The organism is Lysinibacillus sp. A1, assembly GCF_000801965.1.
Classification (GTDB): Bacteria; Bacillota; Bacilli; order Bacillales_A; family Planococcaceae; genus Lysinibacillus; species Lysinibacillus fusiformis.
Map to the genome: position 1 here is coordinate 434,499 of NZ_JSZM01000012.1, position 16,483 is coordinate 450,981.

Annotated in this window: 18 protein-coding genes; all 18 read left to right on the top strand. The window is 38.0% G+C overall.

Annotated features, from left to right (window positions below; all coding sequences use genetic code 11):
- Positions 1-15 precede the first annotated feature (15 nt).
- The gene (gene trmFO, locus PI85_RS11580; protein WP_036123970.1) at positions 16-1,329 is read left to right on the top strand and encodes an FADH(2)-oxidizing methylenetetrahydrofolate--tRNA-(uracil(54)-C(5))-methyltransferase TrmFO; all 1,314 of its coding nucleotides are present in this window, start codon (positions 16-18) and stop codon (positions 1,327-1,329) included.
- Positions 1,330-1,614: 285 nt separating this feature from the next.
- Complete coding sequence (gene xerC / locus PI85_RS11585) at positions 1,615-2,514, top strand: tyrosine recombinase XerC (RefSeq protein WP_008181273.1); 900 nt, start codon at positions 1,615-1,617, stop codon at positions 2,512-2,514.
- 21 nt (positions 2,515-2,535) lie between these two features.
- Positions 2,536-3,081, top strand: coding sequence for an ATP-dependent protease subunit HslV (gene hslV, locus PI85_RS11590; protein ID WP_008181271.1), 546 nt, complete (start codon positions 2,536-2,538; stop codon positions 3,079-3,081).
- Positions 3,081-4,481, top strand: coding sequence for an ATP-dependent protease ATPase subunit HslU (gene hslU, locus PI85_RS11595; protein ID WP_025113927.1), 1,401 nt, complete (start codon positions 3,081-3,083; stop codon positions 4,479-4,481). The genes hslV and hslU overlap by 1 nt, the downstream gene beginning before the upstream one ends.
- A gap of 87 nt (positions 4,482-4,568) precedes the next feature.
- Positions 4,569-5,348 carry a GTP-sensing pleiotropic transcriptional regulator CodY gene (codY, locus tag PI85_RS11600; protein ID WP_025113928.1) on the top strand — a complete coding sequence of 260 codons (780 nt, stop codon included), beginning with the start codon at positions 4,569-4,571 and terminating at the stop codon, positions 5,346-5,348.
- 580 nt (positions 5,349-5,928) lie between these two features.
- Positions 5,929-6,321 (top strand): flagellar basal body rod protein FlgB, encoded by a 393-nt coding sequence (gene flgB, locus PI85_RS11605; RefSeq protein WP_008180790.1) that lies wholly within the window; start codon positions 5,929-5,931, stop codon positions 6,319-6,321.
- 3 nt (positions 6,322-6,324) lie between these two features.
- On the top strand, positions 6,325-6,786 hold the full coding sequence (gene flgC / locus PI85_RS11610) for a flagellar basal body rod protein FlgC (protein WP_008180788.1): 462 nt from the start codon (positions 6,325-6,327) through the stop codon (positions 6,784-6,786).
- 23 nt (positions 6,787-6,809) lie between these two features.
- Positions 6,810-7,115 (top strand): flagellar hook-basal body complex protein FliE, encoded by a 306-nt coding sequence (fliE, locus tag PI85_RS11615; protein ID WP_025113930.1) that lies wholly within the window; start codon positions 6,810-6,812, stop codon positions 7,113-7,115.
- A gap of 118 nt (positions 7,116-7,233) precedes the next feature.
- Positions 7,234-8,829 carry a flagellar basal-body MS-ring/collar protein FliF gene (fliF, locus tag PI85_RS11620; RefSeq protein ID WP_036123974.1) on the top strand — a complete coding sequence of 532 codons (1,596 nt, stop codon included), beginning with the start codon at positions 7,234-7,236 and terminating at the stop codon, positions 8,827-8,829.
- A 15-nt stretch (positions 8,830-8,844) separates the two neighbouring features.
- Complete coding sequence (fliG, locus tag PI85_RS11625) at positions 8,845-9,858, top strand: flagellar motor switch protein FliG (RefSeq protein ID WP_008180783.1); 1,014 nt, start codon at positions 8,845-8,847, stop codon at positions 9,856-9,858.
- Positions 9,851-10,642: a flagellar assembly protein FliH gene (fliH, locus tag PI85_RS11630; RefSeq protein WP_036123977.1), complete on the top strand. Its 792-nt coding sequence runs from the start codon at positions 9,851-9,853 to the stop codon at positions 10,640-10,642. Before fliG ends, fliH begins: the two co-directional genes overlap by 8 nt.
- Positions 10,643-10,647: 5 nt before the next feature.
- The gene (gene fliI, locus PI85_RS11635; protein ID WP_008180778.1) at positions 10,648-11,973 is read left to right on the top strand and encodes a flagellar protein export ATPase FliI; all 1,326 of its coding nucleotides are present in this window, start codon (positions 10,648-10,650) and stop codon (positions 11,971-11,973) included.
- Positions 11,974-12,423: a flagellar export protein FliJ gene (gene fliJ, locus PI85_RS11640; RefSeq protein ID WP_008180776.1), complete on the top strand. Its 450-nt coding sequence runs from the start codon at positions 11,974-11,976 to the stop codon at positions 12,421-12,423. It begins immediately after the preceding gene.
- A 4-nt stretch (positions 12,424-12,427) separates the two neighbouring features.
- Entirely contained in the window at positions 12,428-13,036 is a 609-nt protein-coding gene (locus PI85_RS11645; RefSeq protein WP_036123980.1) for a MotE family protein, read from the top strand.
- 24 nt (positions 13,037-13,060) lie between these two features.
- On the top strand, positions 13,061-14,323 hold the full coding sequence (locus tag PI85_RS11650) for a flagellar hook-length control protein FliK (RefSeq protein ID WP_036123983.1): 1,263 nt from the start codon (positions 13,061-13,063) through the stop codon (positions 14,321-14,323).
- A gap of 3 nt (positions 14,324-14,326) precedes the next feature.
- A complete protein-coding gene (gene flgD, locus PI85_RS11655; RefSeq protein ID WP_036123985.1) occupies positions 14,327-15,007 on the top strand; it encodes a flagellar hook assembly protein FlgD in 681 nt (226 codons plus the stop codon).
- 15 nt (positions 15,008-15,022) lie between these two features.
- Positions 15,023-15,391 carry a TIGR02530 family flagellar biosynthesis protein gene (locus tag PI85_RS11660; protein WP_025113938.1) on the top strand — a complete coding sequence of 123 codons (369 nt, stop codon included), beginning with the start codon at positions 15,023-15,025 and terminating at the stop codon, positions 15,389-15,391.
- An 86-nt stretch (positions 15,392-15,477) separates the two neighbouring features.
- Positions 15,478-16,446 carry a flagellar hook-basal body complex protein gene (locus tag PI85_RS11665; protein WP_036123987.1) on the top strand — a complete coding sequence of 323 codons (969 nt, stop codon included), beginning with the start codon at positions 15,478-15,480 and terminating at the stop codon, positions 16,444-16,446.
- Positions 16,447-16,483 lie beyond the last annotated feature (37 nt).

Here is a 16,483-nt window from a genome sequence, read left to right on the forward strand (position 1 = left end):
GAAGATGGTAAAATCATGACTGAACAAGTAGTAAATGTAATAGGAGCGGGCCTGGCAGGTAGTGAAGCAGCTTGGCAAATAGCAAAACGCGGTGTGAAAGTAAGACTGTATGAAATGCGTCCAGTAAAGCAAACGCCTGCACACCATACAGATAAATTTGCAGAGCTTGTTTGTTCTAACTCGCTACGTGCAAATGGCTTAACAAATGCTGTAGGTGTTATTAAGGAAGAAATGCGTATTTTTGATTCTGTCATTTTAAAGGCAGCAGACCAATGTTCTGTTCCAGCTGGAGGAGCATTAGCAGTAGACCGTCATGAGTTTGCAGGTTATGTGACAGAGGCAGTGAAAAATCATCCATTGGTGGAGGTTATTCACGGAGAAGTGACAGAAATTCCTGAAGGTATAACAGTTATTGCTACAGGTCCTTTAACTTCGAAAGCTTTGGCTGAAAAAATTCAAGGTTTAACAGGTCTGGATTATTTATACTTTTATGATGCTGCTGCACCAATTATTGAAAAAGATAGTATAGATATGGATAAGGTTTATTTAAAATCTCGTTATGATAAGGGAGAAGCAGCTTATTTAAACTGCCCAATGACGAAAGAGGAGTTTGATCGTTTCCGTCAAGCATTAATCGAAGCAGAAGTAGTGCCTTTAAAAGAATTCGAGAAAGAAATCTACTTTGAGGGCTGCATGCCAATCGAAGTTATGGCAGCTCGTGGAGAGAAAACAATGCTATTTGGCCCAATGAAGCCAGTCGGACTTGAAGATCCGAAAACAGGGAAACGTCCATATGCCGTAGTACAACTTCGCCAGGATGACGCTGCTGGTACTCTTTATAATATTGTTGGCTTCCAAACGCATCTAAAATGGGGTCCTCAAAAAGAAGTATTGCAGCTAATTCCAGGACTAGAGAACGTGGAAATTGTACGTTATGGTGTTATGCACCGAAATACCTTTATTAATTCACCAAAAGTGTTAGAAAAAACATACCAACTTCGTGAACAAAAGAATATTTTCTTTGCCGGTCAAATGACAGGTGTTGAAGGGTATGTTGAATCAGCTGGTAGTGGATTAATAGCTGGAATAAATGCAGCTCGTTTAGCATTGGGACAAGAGCCAATTATTTTCCCATTCGAAACGGCGTTAGGAAGTATGGCGCGTTATATAACAGAAGCGCAATCGAAAAACTTCCAGCCAATGAACGTTAACTTTGGTATTTTCCCTGAATTACCACCAGGTCGCCGTTCAAAACCAGAGCGCGCTGAAATGCATGCAACACGCGCAATAAGCACAATTCATAATTTTGTGAATTCACAAACAATTTGATTGCCAAAAGCCTCTAAAAGTTGTTATACTCTTAGAGGCTTTTTCTTTTTGTTGATAATATGCTTGTTTAGACATGTTTTATTATTTTGTATGGAGATTTTCTCGAAATATAACTAATTACACTTGCTATCTTACAAAGATAGGTATAGTGTCAATATGTATGTTTATTAATGATGGTTTACGATACAAACTTGTAAGAGATGACAAAGAATTATTTATCCGTTATATTACAAGTGTCAGTCATTTGAGAAAATTATTAATAAATTATTGGTGGTGAATCTTTCTATGTTAGTTTCGTCCCAAGATGCACTCGAACAGTTCATGCTTTACATCCAAGTTGAAAAGAACTTCTCTGTTCATACAGTGCGAGAATATGAATCAGACCTGCTGGATTTTTTGGCCTTCTTACAAGGGGAAGGAATTCATGATTTAGCGAGTGTTGAATATATACATGCACGTCTTTATGTAACAAAGTTGTACGACGAAAAAAGAGCAAGGGCTTCTATTTCTAGAAAAATATCCTCAATACGCTCCTTCTTCCGCTTTCTAAATAGACAGTATGGATTTGATGATGGGGCATTTCGTTCTCTTTATCATCCAAAAAAAGAATCTCGTTTACCAAATTTCTTCTATGAAGAAGAATTGATGCAGTTATTTGATGCGAATACCGGGGATGATTTGAAATCATTGAGAAATATGGCTATATTAGAGCTGTTATATGCGACAGGTATTCGTGTAAGTGAGCTGACTTCCATTCAAGTTAAGGATGTAGATTTTCATTATTCCATCATACGAGTTATGGGAAAAGGTCGGAAAGAACGAATTATCCCATTCGGTCAATTTGCGAGTTTAGCAATGCTGGACTACATAGAGCAGGCTCGTCCTAGATTGATGAAAAAGACTAATCATCAGCAATTGTTTGTCAATATGCGAGGTGGGGAACTTACTCCACGAGGGGTACGTCATGTTTTAAACGAAATGATTGACAAGGCCTCACTCCATACGAAAATTTACCCACACATGCTTCGCCATACTTTTGCCACACATTTATTAAACAATGGCGCGGATTTGCGAACGGTGCAGGAGTTATTAGGCCACTCGCATTTATCTTCTACACAGGTTTACACACATGTAACAAAAGAGCACCTACGTCAAACATATATGAATGCTCATCCAAGGGCATAATAGAGTTAAGGAGGAAAGCAGATGGGACAAATTCATGCGACTACGATATTTGCAGTTCATCATAACGGAGGCTGTGCCATGGCTGGTGATGGTCAAGTAACATTAGGAAATGCAGTTGTGATGAAAGGTACAGCGAAGAAGGTCAGACGTCTGTTTAATGGGCAGGTTCTGGCAGGCTTTGCAGGCTCTGTTGCAGATGCATTTACACTATTTGAGATGTTCGAAGGCAAATTGAATGAATATAACGGTAATTTACAACGTGCTGCAGTAGAGGTTGCCAAGCAATGGCGCGGAGATAAAATGCTACGCCAACTAGAAGCGATGCTATTAGTCATGGATAAAACAACTTTACTACTTGTTTCTGGTACTGGTGAAGTCATTGAACCTGATGATGGAATTTTAGCCATTGGTTCTGGTGGAAATTATGCTTTATCAGCGGGTAGAGCATTAAAAAAATATGCAGGTGAAACGATGACTGCTCGTGAAATTGCTGAAGCAGCATTAGAAACAGCTGCTGAAATCTGTGTATTTACGAATCATAATATTATCGTGGAGGCGCTGAGCTAATGACGCAAAAAAATTTAACGCCAAGACAAATTACTGAGCATTTAGATCGTTATATTGTTGGGCAAAATGAAGCTAAGCGAGCTGTAGCCATTGCGTTGCGAAACCGCTATCGTCGTTCATTGTTAAATGAAGATATGAAGGCAGAGGTTATTCCTAAAAATATCTTAATGATTGGGCCAACTGGTGTCGGAAAAACGGAAATTGCCAGAAGAATTGCGAAGCTTACAAATGCACCTTTTGTAAAAGTGGAAGCGACAAAATTTACTGAGGTAGGTTATGTAGGTCGTGATGTTGAATCAATGGTACGTGACTTAGTAGAAGCTTCTCACCGTCTTGTGAAAGAAGAAATGATGGAATCTGTTAAGGAACAAGCAGAGCAATTAGCAAATGAAGCGATTGTGAAACTTTTAGTCCCGTCATTGCGTAAGAAACAGAGCATGCAAAATCCATTCGAAATGTTATTTGGTGGGAAAGAACAAACTCCAACGGATGATACATCGTCTGAGGAAACAGAAGTACGCTCTAAACGTGCACAAATTGCTATTGATTTACGAAATGGTAAATTGGAAAATGAATGGGTTACGGTTGAGGTAACAGAACAAACTCCATCCATTTTTGATGCATTACAAGGCACGGGAATGGATATGTCTGCTAATAATGGGATGCAAGATATGCTATCTAGCTTAATGCCTAAAAAACAGAAAAAACGCCGTGTGCAGGTAAAGGATGCACGTCGTATTTTAACAATAGAAGAAGCAAATAAGTTGATAGATGCAGATGAAGTGGCACAGGAGTCAATTGTTAGAGCGGAGCAAACTGGTATTATTTTTATTGATGAAATCGATAAAATAGCTAGTAAAGAAGGGAATTCTTCTGCGAATGTATCTCGTGAGGGTGTACAACGAGACATTTTACCAATAGTAGAAGGTTCAACTGTAACTACGAAGTATGGGGCTGTGAAAACGGATTACATGCTATTTATAGCTGCAGGAGCGTTCCATATGTCGAAGCCTTCAGATTTGATTCCGGAATTGCAAGGTCGTTTCCCAATTCGTGTAGAGCTTGAAAAATTAACAAAACAAGATTTTGTCCGTATTTTACAAGAACCAGATCAATCGCTCATTTTGCAGTATAAGGCATTGCTAGAAACGGAAGGTGTGGAAATCAATTTCACATCTGATGCCATTGAACGTATTGCGGAAATAGCCACAGAGGTTAATCAGGAAACAGATAATATCGGAGCTCGCCGTTTGCACACGATTTTAGAACGGTTACTAGAAGAGCTGTCGTTTGAAGCAGCTGAAATTGCACCAGCGAGTATACCGATCAACGCAGCCTATGTAGATCAAAAACTCGCAGGGATTGTAAAAAACAAAGATTTGTCACAGTTTATATTGTAAGATAAAGCTGATCAGTATCATTCAGTAGTAAAAAACTTTAGAATATTAAGTGAATACTCTTCGGATTATTTATAGGAGGAACATATAATGAATTTATTAGGAAAAACACGTAAAATTAACTCAATGCTACAAGCTTCTGCTGGTAAGCCTGTAAACTTTAAGGAAATGGCTGATACACTTGGAGATATTATTGATAGTAATGTCTATATTTTAAGCCGTAAAGGTAAGTTATTAGGTATTTCAATTCACCAACAAATTGAAAATGAGCGTATGAAAAAAATGTTTGAAGAGAGACAATTCCCTGAAGAATACACACATAGCTTATTTACAATCTCAGAAACATCTTCTAATTTAGATATCCATAACGAACATACTGCTTTCCCTGTGGAAAACAAAGATCTTTTCCAAAACGCATTAACAACAATTGTACCAATCGTTGGTGGTGGTGAACGTTTAGGAACATTAATCCTTGCACGTCTATCTTCTCAATTTGAAGATGATGATTTGATTCTTGCAGAGTATGGCGCAACAGTAGTTGGCATGGAGATTTTACGTGAAAAATCTGAAGAAATCGAAGAGGAAGCTCGTAGCAAAGCGGTTGTGCAAATGGCCATTAACTCACTTTCTTACAGTGAATTAGAAGCTATTGAGCATATCTTTGAAGAACTTGATGGTAACGAAGGTTTACTTGTTGCCTCTAAAATTGCAGACCGAGTGGGAATTACACGCTCAGTGATCGTCAATGCATTACGTAAACTGGAGTCAGCAGGTGTTATTGAGTCTCGCTCTCTAGGTATGAAAGGAACTTATATTAAAGTGTTAAATGATAAGTTCTTAAATGCATTAGCTGAAATTAAAATGAAATAATTCTTCTTAAAGAAGATAATGAAGGCGTCTACGTAAAACTAGGCGCCTTTTTGTATGCATTTCACTAGATATTTAGCGATGTAATTGATTGTTATTTTTTGTATAAATACAAATTTGGAGAATATTGATGTTTTTTGTTTCTTTTATCCTAATGTCGTTCATAAAATTGTCACTACAATTAGCATATAAAAATGAAATGTGTGTTACTTTAGAATAATGGTGAATAAACTGTTAATTGTCTATATTAGAATATTCAGCCATTTGTCGAACTAGTAAAATGGAACCTTAAATTAATTTCATTTTAAAAGGCGATAAAGCTCATAAAAAGGCAAATTTAATACTAAAATCGTAAACACTGTCGAAATAGTGTAAAATAACTAGATGTTAACCAACCTTTTATGAAGCCTAGAGCTACAAGGGATGCGGAAGTATTGTCCCGGTTGGGACGTTAAAAAAATAGGGCGTATATACTATTAAAAAGTGACAAAAGACAATAGACACTAGGTAGCATCTTAATTACAATTGTATTATTGAATATATTAACAAGTACATAGAATTTAATAAATTGAGGTGAACAGTTTTGAATTTATTTGGAGGAACTATTAGTAGCTTGGAAAATGGACTTTCCTATGCGACTTTGAATCATAAAACAATCGCAAACAATATTGCGAATGTCGATACACCTAATTATAAGGCGAAAAATGTTAGTTTTAAGGATATGTTGGCTGAACAAAAGGATATCTCTATTTCTGCTTATCGAACTGACAATAGACATTATGATTTCACAATTCGACAATCTACACCTGGTGTCAATAATATAGAAAATCTACGATACCGAAATAATGGCAACGCAGTAGATATGGATGCTGAACAGGCAAAATTAGCAGAAAATCAAATTTATTACAATGCTTTAATTGATCGTGTAAACGGGAAATTAAACACATTAAATACAGTTATTAAAGGAGGTAAGTAATAGATGTCTATTTTTCATGGGATGAATACCACTGCCTCAGCCTTAACTGCACAACGCCTACGCATGGATGTTATTTCTTCTAATATGGCAAACATGGATACAACTCGAGCTCGTCAAGTTAATGGGGAGTGGGAGCCATATCGACGGAAGTCCGTAACGTTTACAGCACAAGAAGGACAATTTTCAAAGTTTATGAATGTAGCACTTGGGAAAGACGCCAAAAGCGGTGTTGGTAATGGTGTGAAAGTAACTCGTATTGCAGAAGACCGAGAAACACCTTTCAAACTTGTTTATGACCCAACTCATCCAGATGCAAATGCAGATGGTTATGTCAATTTGCCGAATGTCGACCCATTAAAAGAAATGGTAGATTTAATGTCAGCCACTCGTTCTTACGAGGCAAACGTAACAGTATTTAACGCAAATAAATCTATGCTTACAAAGGCACTAGAGATTGGTAAATAAATAAGAAGAAAGGAAGATACATAATGACAATTTCGTCCGTTTCGCTAATGACACCTACTCAGGTTGTAAATGAAACAAATAAACTTAATACGACACCTTATGAAGCCCAACAAAGCTTCGCGAACTCGTTAAAAGAGGCAATAGCCAAAGTTAATGACCAGCAAATCACATCCGATAATTTTACTCAAAAGCTAATTAAAGGTGAAAATGTGGAATTGCATGAGGTAATGATTGCTTCACAAAAGGCGAGCATTACATTAAACGCAACAATTGAAGTTCGCAATAAGGTGATTGAAGCTTACCAAGAAATAATGCGAATGAGCGTTTAATCTTTTATTGAGGGGGAGAGCCCCTCTCAATGCAGATTAATGACTACCTAAATGGTAGGCTCTTGAAGTTCGCAAATTATTGATGGCTAGGTTATTCACTATAACCGGAGGATTCATAATGAATGAACGATTGACGAAAATAAAAAACGACACCAGTCAATTTTGGAAAAGTCGAAGTAAAAAGCAAAAAATAGTTATGATTGGCTCCTTGGTAGGCGTCATCGCTCTTGCGGCAATTGTAACGTTTTTCGCTTCAAAAACTACATATGTTCCACTTTATAAAGATTTATCAACAAGAGAAATTGGACAAGTAAAGGAAGCACTGGATTCACAAGGTGTAACATATCAAATTGCGCCAGGCGGAACATCTATTTTAGTGCCTGAGGAGCAAGTTGACTCCTTATTAGTGCAATTAGCATCAGAAGGATATCCGCAAACGGGTACGATTGATTACTCATTTGCAAACAGTTCAGGGTTTGGGATGACAGATAACGAATTTAATCTATTAAAAAAAGCAGCCACTGAAACTGAAATTGCTAAGCTTTTTAGAAACCTTGAAGGCGTTAAAGATGCAAAGGTAATGATTACTGTCCCTGAAGAAGGGGTCTTCGTAACAGATGTAAAAGAGGATGCAACTGCATCTATCGTATTAAATACAGATCCAGGATATAAATTTACAGAGCAGCAAATTACAACTATGTATAATTTGGTGTCAAAAAGTATTCCGAATTTAAAAACTGAGAACATCGTAATCTCTAACCAATTCTCAGAGTACTTTGACTTGAATGCAGCCACAACAGATGGTACATCTACAGCAACGGCTGAAGGTCAATTACAAATGAAAAAGTTAGTGGAACGTGATCTACAACGTCAAGTACAAAATATGCTTGGTACGTTGATGGGACAAGACAAAGTAATGGTTTCTGTCACTACGGATATTGACTTCAAGAAGGAAAATCGTGAAGAAAATCTTGTGACACCTGTTGATGAAGAAAATATGGAAGGAATCGCCATTAGTGCTCAAAGAATTACTGAGCAATATTCTGGAACAGGGGCGGCAGCAGCTACTGGAACACCTGAAGCTGAAACAACTACTGATAACTTTACTACCTATAATGAAGGTACATCGGGTAACGGTGATTATGAACGTACAGAAGAAACGATTAATAATGACGTGAATCGTATACGTAAAGATATTCAAGAAGCTCCTTATAAGGTGCAAGATATTGGAATTCAAGTAATTGTTGAACCACCAACAGCAACAGATGCAGCGTCATTACCAGACGGTGTTCGCGAAGATATTGAGAAAATTTTAAGCACGATCGTTCGTACAACGATTTCTAAAGACGTAGCAGCTGAGCTTACTCAAGAGCAAATTGATGAGAAAGTAGCCGTATCTGTACAGCCTCTATATGGTAAGGCCACACAGGTTGCTGATGAAAAACCAATGATCCCTTGGTGGGTTTGGGTTATTGGCGGTATCTTATTAGCTGTTATTGTATTGTTAGCATTCTTCATTATCCGTTCTCGTAAACGTGCACAGGAAGAAGAAGAGCTAAGTATCCTAGAAGAACAAGAAGATTTAATGATTGACGATATTAATGAAGAAATTGAAACGGAAGCTACAATGCGTCGTAAGCAGCTAGAAAAAATGGCAAAAGATAAGCCAGACGATTTTGCGAAGTTACTGCGTAGTTGGATTGCTGAAGACTAACTAGGAGGTTCGGCTGTGTCCAAGAAAGATAAGGAATTAACCGGAAAACAAAAGGCCGCTCTCTTGTTAATTTCATTAGGACCTGAAGTTTCAGCTTCAGTCTATAAACATTTAACAGAGGAAGAAATAGAACGTTTAACATTAGAAATTTCAAGTGTTAAAAAAGTAGAATCAAACGTCAAGGAAGAGATTATAGAAGAATTCCACAATATTGCGCTAGCTCAAGACTATATCACGCAAGGTGGTATTGGTTATGCGAAAACAGTATTAGAAAAAGCGCTTGGTGTAGAACAAGCTCAGACGATCATTAATCGTCTGACATCTTCGTTACAAGTGCGACCGTTTGATTTTGCACGGAGAGCTGATCCGGCACAAATTTTTAACTTTATTCAAAATGAACATCCACAAACAATTGCCCTCATTCTTTCTTATTTAGAAGCAGGGCAAGCGGGAGTGATTTTATCTTCATTACCACAGGAAGTACAGGCTGACATTGCAAAACGTATAGCTGTTATGGAATCGACTTCACCAGAAGTAATTAGTGAAATTGAATCGGTGTTAGAGCGTAAATTATCATCTACGGTTACCCAAGATTACACTGAAACTGGTGGTATTGATGCAGTCGTTGAAGTACTGAATGGTGTTGATCGACAAACTGAGAAAACGATCCTTGATGCACTTGAAATTCAAGATCCAGAGCTTGCAGAAGAAATCAAAAAACGCATGTTTGTATTCGAAGATATCGTTACACTCGACAATCGTTCCATTCAACGTGTTATTCGTGATTGTGAAAACGAAGACTTACTGCTTTCAATGAAAGTGTCAAGCGAAGAAGTAAAAGATATTATTTTCCGCAATATGTCTCAACGTATGGCTGAAACATTTAAAGAAGAAATGGAAATTATGGGACCTGTACGTTTACGTGACGTAGAGGAGGCACAATCTCGAATTGTTGCTGTTATTCGTCGCCTAGAGGATGCTGGTGAAATCATTATTGCACGTGGTGGAGGAGATGACGTCATTGTCTAGAATCATCCGTTCAATTTACACTCAATCCGATAGCGATAATGTAAAAGAGATACAAATTCGCGATATGTTTGAAGGATTTGATTTGGAAGATGGTGATGATGCTTCATCCCAACATCAATTAACAATAGAAGAAATAATGGCTGAGCGAGACCGTTTGCTTGCAGAGGCTAGAGCTTCTTTACAAGCAGAACGTGAAGCATTTGAGCAAGAAAAGCACATGCACTATCAAGAGATTGAGCATTTGAAGTTAAGTTGGGAAGAAGAAAGACCGAATCGAGTTCAAGAAGCCTATGATGAAGGCTTTGGACAAGGCTATGAAGACGGTGTGAATAAATCCACTGAAGCAATGGCCGAGTCACTTCAAACTGCGAATGAAGTCATTAATCAAGCAAAAGAAAACGCAAAAAAATATATTGATGAACAAGAAGCTGTGGTGCTAGAGCTTGGCCTAACGACAGCAGAACGAATAATGGGCATTTCTTTAGAACGTGATCCAGATCTATTTGTGTCGATTGTTCGTAGAGGCTTAAAAGAAGCTAGAGAGATGAAAGAAATTAAAATTTATGTGTCGCCAACCTACCACGCTTTAATTACTGCTAATCGTGATGAATTAGCGGAAATGTTCCCGGTTGATGTACCATTTATGATTTTTGTTAATGAAGATTTAAACAATGAAACAGATTGCTATATCGAAACAAATCATGGACGTATAGTAGTGAGTATCGATGAGCAATTGAACGAACTAAGATTAAAGCTTCATGAAATATTAGAAAGTAGGGAATGATCTAGATGAAGACGGCTCAATTAATCGAACATATTCCTCATATGCCAACTTTTAAAAAGTTTGGTAGAGTCACTAGAGTTGTCGGCTTGATGATTGAGTCGCAAGGTCCAGATAGTTCCATAGGTGATGTTTGTAAAATTCATGTGGAAACTGTAAACAATGGTCACCAAATCATTTTAGCTGAAGTGGTGGGCTTTAAAGATGAAATTGTTGTTTTAATGCCTTTCACTTCTTTAAGAGAAATATCTATTGGCTGTCTTGTTGAAGGGACGGGGGCTCCGCTAGAAGTAAAAGTGGGCCCAGAGCTAATAGGAAAAGTGTTGGATTCAATGGGAAATCCTATTGATGGCACCTTATTACCAAAAGGACTAATGACGGTTCCGACAGAGCAAGATCCGCCAAATCCACTAACACGTCCGCCAATTAATGAAAGACTTGAGGTCGGCGTTAAAGCTATCGATGGAATGCTAACGGTTGGAAATGGCCAACGCGTCGGGATTTTCGCTGGTTCAGGGGTCGGAAAAAGTACGCTTCTTGGAATGATTGCGAGAAATACGCAGGCAGATTTGAATGTAATTGCGCTGATCGGAGAACGTGGGCGTGAGGTTCGTGAATTTATTGAACGTGATTTAGGTCCTGAGGGTCTAAGTCGCTCTATTGTTGTTGCTGCTACCTCTGACCAACCAGCATTAATGAGGATAAAAGGGGCGTTTACTGCAACAGCAATTGCCGAGTATTTTAGAAATCGTGGATTAAATGTCATGTTGATGATGGACTCTGTAACACGTGTTGCCATGGCTCAACGTGAAATTGGACTTGCTACAGGTGAACCACCAGCACAGAAGGGGTATACACCATCTGTATTTGCGATTTTACCTAAATTATTAGAACGTACAGGTACTAATGAAAAGGGCTCTATCACTGCGTTTTATACGGTCCTAGTAGATGGTGATGATATGAATGAACCAATCGCTGATACGGTGCGAGGGATATTAGATGGTCATATTGTGCTTGATCGAAATTTAGCTAATAAAGGTCAATACCCTGCTATAAACGTCTTAAAAAGTGTTAGTCGTTTAATGAACCATGTAGCAGAGCCAGAGCATAAAAAAGCTGCAGAACGATTAAGAGAACTTTATTATACATACGACAAATCTGAGGATTTAATCAATATAGGTGCTTATAAACGAGGGACGTCTAGAGAAATTGATGAAGCTATACATTATGAACCGCTTATTACTACTTATCTTAAACAGGGCTATTTGGATAAAGTGACCTTGGAAGAAAGTGTAAATGAGCTGATATCCTTATCGAACGGTGGTGTGAACTAGATGGTCAGCTATGTGTATCGTTTTGAAAAAGTATTAACAATTCGTGAGCAAGAAAAAAACGAAACTGAAATGGCCTATAAAGAATCTGTCCGATCTTTTGAGGAAGTGGCTACGAAGTTATATGACTTGCTTAAAAAGAAGGAAGATTTAATTGCCTTCCAGCAGGACCGTTTAACGGTTGGTTCATCTATTGATGAAATTCATCACTACGCACGTTTTATTGATAGTCTGGAAAAAACAATTGCAGATGTTCAGCAGAAAGTGATACAAGCTCGTGCAAAAATGAATTGGCACGAAGATAAATTATTAGAAAAAAACTTGGAAGTACGTAAATTTGAAAAAATGAGAGAAAAGGATTTTAAGCTTTTCCAACAAGAGCAGGATCGTATAGAAAGCCTTTTTTTAGATGAAATTTCATTATTAACGTATAACAAGAGAGAAATCAGGTGATTTCATGGTGAGAAAAGACAATCGATTGAAAGCGGAATTAGTAGAACAGCCGCCTAAGAAAAAAAAGGGAGGCTTTCTAAAGTTTTTTACTTGGATCGTACTGCCACTTATGTTTGTCGTAGCAGTTTTACTTGTTGTGGCTACATTAATGAATACAAATGTTTTTGACTTAGGTAAAAAGGCAATTGGCAGTTTACCTTTTGTTCCGTCAGAAGAACAGCAAGCAAAAGATGCTGTCGTAATCAATGACTCGAAAATAGTTAATTTACAGGCAGAAATTCAAGAAAAAGAAGCAGAAATTACACAGCTGCAAAAAAAGCTAGATACGACAACAACTGAAAAAGAGAAGCTCACGATAGAAAAAGAGCAGCTTCAATTTGAAATTGAAAAATTAAATCGACAGCAAGATGATGTGAAGCGCGATTTCAACGATATTCTATCGACTTTCGATAAAATGTCTCCGAAATCTGCAGCACCTGTATTAATCAATATGAGTGATACAGAAGCATTACGCATTTTAACTAATTTAAAACCTGATAAACTAGCAGCAATTTTAGAGAAAATGGATGCTAAAGATGCAGCGAAATATACGGAACTCATGGCTAAACAATAAAGTTCATGAAAGGAGGTGAAAAGAGTGGATATAGCAATGATGAAAATGATCACTCAATCAGTACCAACTAAAAATGCGGCAGCAAAGCCAACAACGGCAGCTAGTAGCACTGATGGGAAGATCAACGGAACTTCGAAGCAGGATAATTTATCGAAATTCGGCTCTGTTTTTGGACAAGTCCTATCTTCCTCAACTCAATCAAATCAATCTGCTCAAACTACGCCAAATAATGAGCTAGCTGATTTACAGCAGGTTTTAAACGCTGATTCATTGGAAGAGGTACTCGATTTATTAGGAATCCCCCACGATGATGGTTTGTTAATCCTACAACTGGGAGAAGATGGTAAAGCGGTATCTATGGACGAAATGCTGGATCTGGACAATATATTAAATGCATTAGGTATTGATGATGAACAGCTTCAAAAAATAGTCCAGCAGCTATTAGGAGAAGAAAAAGAAGCTAGTGATGTTTGGGAGCTATTATCCTTAGTAGATGCCCAAGCGCCAATACTTCAAGCGCAAATAGGTGCTGCATTACAAGGAGAAGGTCTAGTAACACCAAAAGAAGCAACGCAATTACTGCAAGTGTTAAAGCTAGCACAATTAGTAGGACAGAAATCGGACTTAACAGCTCCACAAGAAAATTTGTTAACAACCGTTAAAAGTCTTTTAACGACATTACAAACCCAAGTAGAAACAATACAAGTAACAACAACCAAATCAACAAGTACATTGTCATTACAAGGCTTCCAGCAAGTCCAAATGACGAAGCAAAGTGAGACAAGTTCTAATGAAATGGTAACACCACAAACGGTGCAAACCAAACCGGATACGTTCCAAGTAACATTACCGACTGCTAAACCTGCACAGTCAGAGGCTTTATTAAAAGAAATGCAAGCCATTATCAATAGAGCTCAAATATCTAATGCACAGGGGATTACACGATTAACGATTAAGTTGTATCCAGAAAATTTAGGAACAATTCGTATAGAGCTTGTGCAAAATGATGGTGTACTGACAGCTCGTCTACTAGCTTCTACAGCTCATGGACGTGAAATGCTTGATAGTCAAGCACATCAGCTAAAGCAGGCGTTTATGCAGCAGAACATTCAAGTAGACCGTCTTGATATTGCCCAATCATTACAGGATGCAGATCGCCAACAACGTGATCAAAACTTCTTTAATAATTTCTTTAGACAGCAACAGGATGAAGATCAGCAACAAAAAGCTGAGGATGACGATGAAGAGATGTCATTTAGTGACTATTTATTAAACGAGGAGGTGTAATTGATGGCGGATGCAACGTCTAAAGCAACCAATACATCCATAACGGACGATCTTTACTATTCTAATTATAGAAAACCAACCAAACAAACTGGGAATAGTGAACTTGGTAAAGATGCCTTTCTTCAACTGTTAATTACCCAATTACAGCATCAGGACCCAACAAATCCGATGAATGACCGAGAATTCATTTCTCAAATGGCACAGTTTTCTTCTTTAGAACAAATGCAGAACATGACAAAGGCAGTAGAATCATTATTAGCATCACAGCAACAAACGCAAATGATGAATTATGCAACCTTTGTTGGTAAAGAAGTCAAATGGCATGAAATTACAGATAAAACAGATGAAAAAGGAGATCCAGTTGTAAATGAAGGATCAGGTGTGATCGAATCCTTGAAATTTGTAGATGGTAGTGTTGTCTTCAAATTAGCAGATGGAAAAGAAATAACGCCTGGTAATATTTCTGGAATCCTTGGCTCTGGAGCAAATGGGAATAATCCTGTGCCAGAAACGCCACTTGTTCAGGCGAGTAAATTGATAGGTAAAAAAGTTACATATCAAGATGGCGAGCAGGAATTACAAGGAAGAATCGTCTCTGTTTCCAATAAAGATGGCGTTATTTATTACGTATTAGATAATGATAAAAAACTTACGGATAAAGATTTTACAGTTATTAGCGAATAAAGGTGGGGAAAAGTGATGGATAAATTTTCAATTCATCGTGTACCCTTGCATCCATCTATTCGTGCAACTCAACCTACGCCCATTCATTCACAGCAATCCTTTAAAGCCCATTTACAGGAAGCATCAAAGCAAGAGCTGAAGGTGAGCAAACATGCGCATGAACGTATTATGGAGCGTAAAATTGACATCTCTGAACAAGAATGGCAGGTTGTCTCGGATAAGGTATTTGAAGCTCACTCAAAAGGTGTTAAACAGCCATTAGTCTTGATGGATCAAGCAGCTTTAATTGTCAGTGCTAAAAACGCTACTGTCATTACAGCAATGGATCGCACGGAAGCAAAACAACAATTATTTACAAATATTGATGGCACAATCGTGCTTTAAAGGCTGGACCTTCTTATGAAAGGAAGCCTTCGTGATGCTGATTGATAGAAGCACACAAATAAAAAATGAAGGGAGAACGAAAACTTATGTTACGTTCTATGTATTCAGGTATTTCAGGTCTTAAAAACTTCCAAACAAAGCTAGATGTTATTGGTAACAATATTGCAAATGTTAATACTGTTGGCTTTAAAAAAGGACGTGTTCTTTTTAAAGATTTAATGTCTCAAACACAAGCCGGTGCATCTGCAGCAACAGCTACACGAGGTGGTGTGAATCCACAACAAGTTGGTTTGGGTACACAATTAGCTGCCATTGATACGATTCATGGAGGCGGTTCCTTACAAAGTACAGGACGTGGTCTTGACTTAGCAATTGAGGGTGATGGCTTTTTCATGGTAGCTGATGCAAATGGTGCTCCTGATCCAGATAGTGGTTTCATCGACGAAGAAGGCTTCAACAATACTCTATTTACTCGTAATGGTGTTTTCTATATGGATAGCAATGGCTATTTAGTAAATGCTGACGGTAAATATTTAGTAGGTGTATCTGCTGGTGAGGATATCGTAATGGAAGCGGATGATGATGGTATCAATCCAGATGATGCACCAATTGCTTCAGGGGATGAAGGAGCAAACTTATTTGATGAGGATGGTGTACTAACACCTGATGATGGAACTGTAGGTCCAATTCGTATCCCTACGACTGCTAAAGAGATTAGCATCGGGGCTAATGGTACGATTGAATATGTAGACCTAAATGGTGAGCGTAAATGGGCTGGTCAGCTGATTATGGCTAAATTCCCGAACGCTGGTGGTCTTGCTAAAAATGGTGGGAACTACTATCAACAAACAGCGAACTCTGGTGCTGCATATGGACAAGTAGCAACTGTAGCAGGGATGGGGAAAGTAGTGCCTGGAGCTGTAGAAATGTCGAATGTTGACTTATCTGAAGAGTTTACAGAGATGATTGTTGCTCAACGTGGTTTCCAAGCGAATACTCGTATTATTACAACATCAGATGAAGTGTTACAAGAGCTAGTAAACTTAAAACGTTAATGATTGAATAGTCCTTTCATTCATAACGGACGTTTTA

Coding starts and splice junctions, on each gene's coding strand:
- trmFO (WP_036123970.1), top strand. CDS start 16: ATGACTGAACAAGTAGTAAATGTAATAGGAGCGGGCCTGGCAGGTAGT.
- xerC (WP_008181273.1), top strand. CDS start 1,615: ATGTTAGTTTCGTCCCAAGATGCACTCGAACAGTTCATGCTTTACATC.
- hslV (WP_008181271.1), top strand. CDS start 2,536: ATGGGACAAATTCATGCGACTACGATATTTGCAGTTCATCATAACGGA.
- hslU (WP_025113927.1), top strand. CDS start 3,081: ATGACGCAAAAAAATTTAACGCCAAGACAAATTACTGAGCATTTAGAT.
- codY (WP_025113928.1), top strand. CDS start 4,569: ATGAATTTATTAGGAAAAACACGTAAAATTAACTCAATGCTACAAGCT.
- flgC (WP_008180788.1), top strand. CDS start 6,325: ATGTCTATTTTTCATGGGATGAATACCACTGCCTCAGCCTTAACTGCA.
- fliE (WP_025113930.1), top strand. CDS start 6,810: ATGACAATTTCGTCCGTTTCGCTAATGACACCTACTCAGGTTGTAAAT.
- fliF (WP_036123974.1), top strand. CDS start 7,234: ATGAATGAACGATTGACGAAAATAAAAAACGACACCAGTCAATTTTGG.
- fliI (WP_008180778.1), top strand. CDS start 10,648: ATGAAGACGGCTCAATTAATCGAACATATTCCTCATATGCCAACTTTT.
- fliJ (WP_008180776.1), top strand. CDS start 11,974: ATGGTCAGCTATGTGTATCGTTTTGAAAAAGTATTAACAATTCGTGAG.
- PI85_RS11645 (WP_036123980.1), top strand. CDS start 12,428: ATGGTGAGAAAAGACAATCGATTGAAAGCGGAATTAGTAGAACAGCCG.
- flgD (WP_036123985.1), top strand. CDS start 14,327: ATGGCGGATGCAACGTCTAAAGCAACCAATACATCCATAACGGACGAT.
- PI85_RS11660 (WP_025113938.1), top strand. CDS start 15,023: ATGGATAAATTTTCAATTCATCGTGTACCCTTGCATCCATCTATTCGT.
- PI85_RS11665 (WP_036123987.1), top strand. CDS start 15,478: ATGTTACGTTCTATGTATTCAGGTATTTCAGGTCTTAAAAACTTCCAA.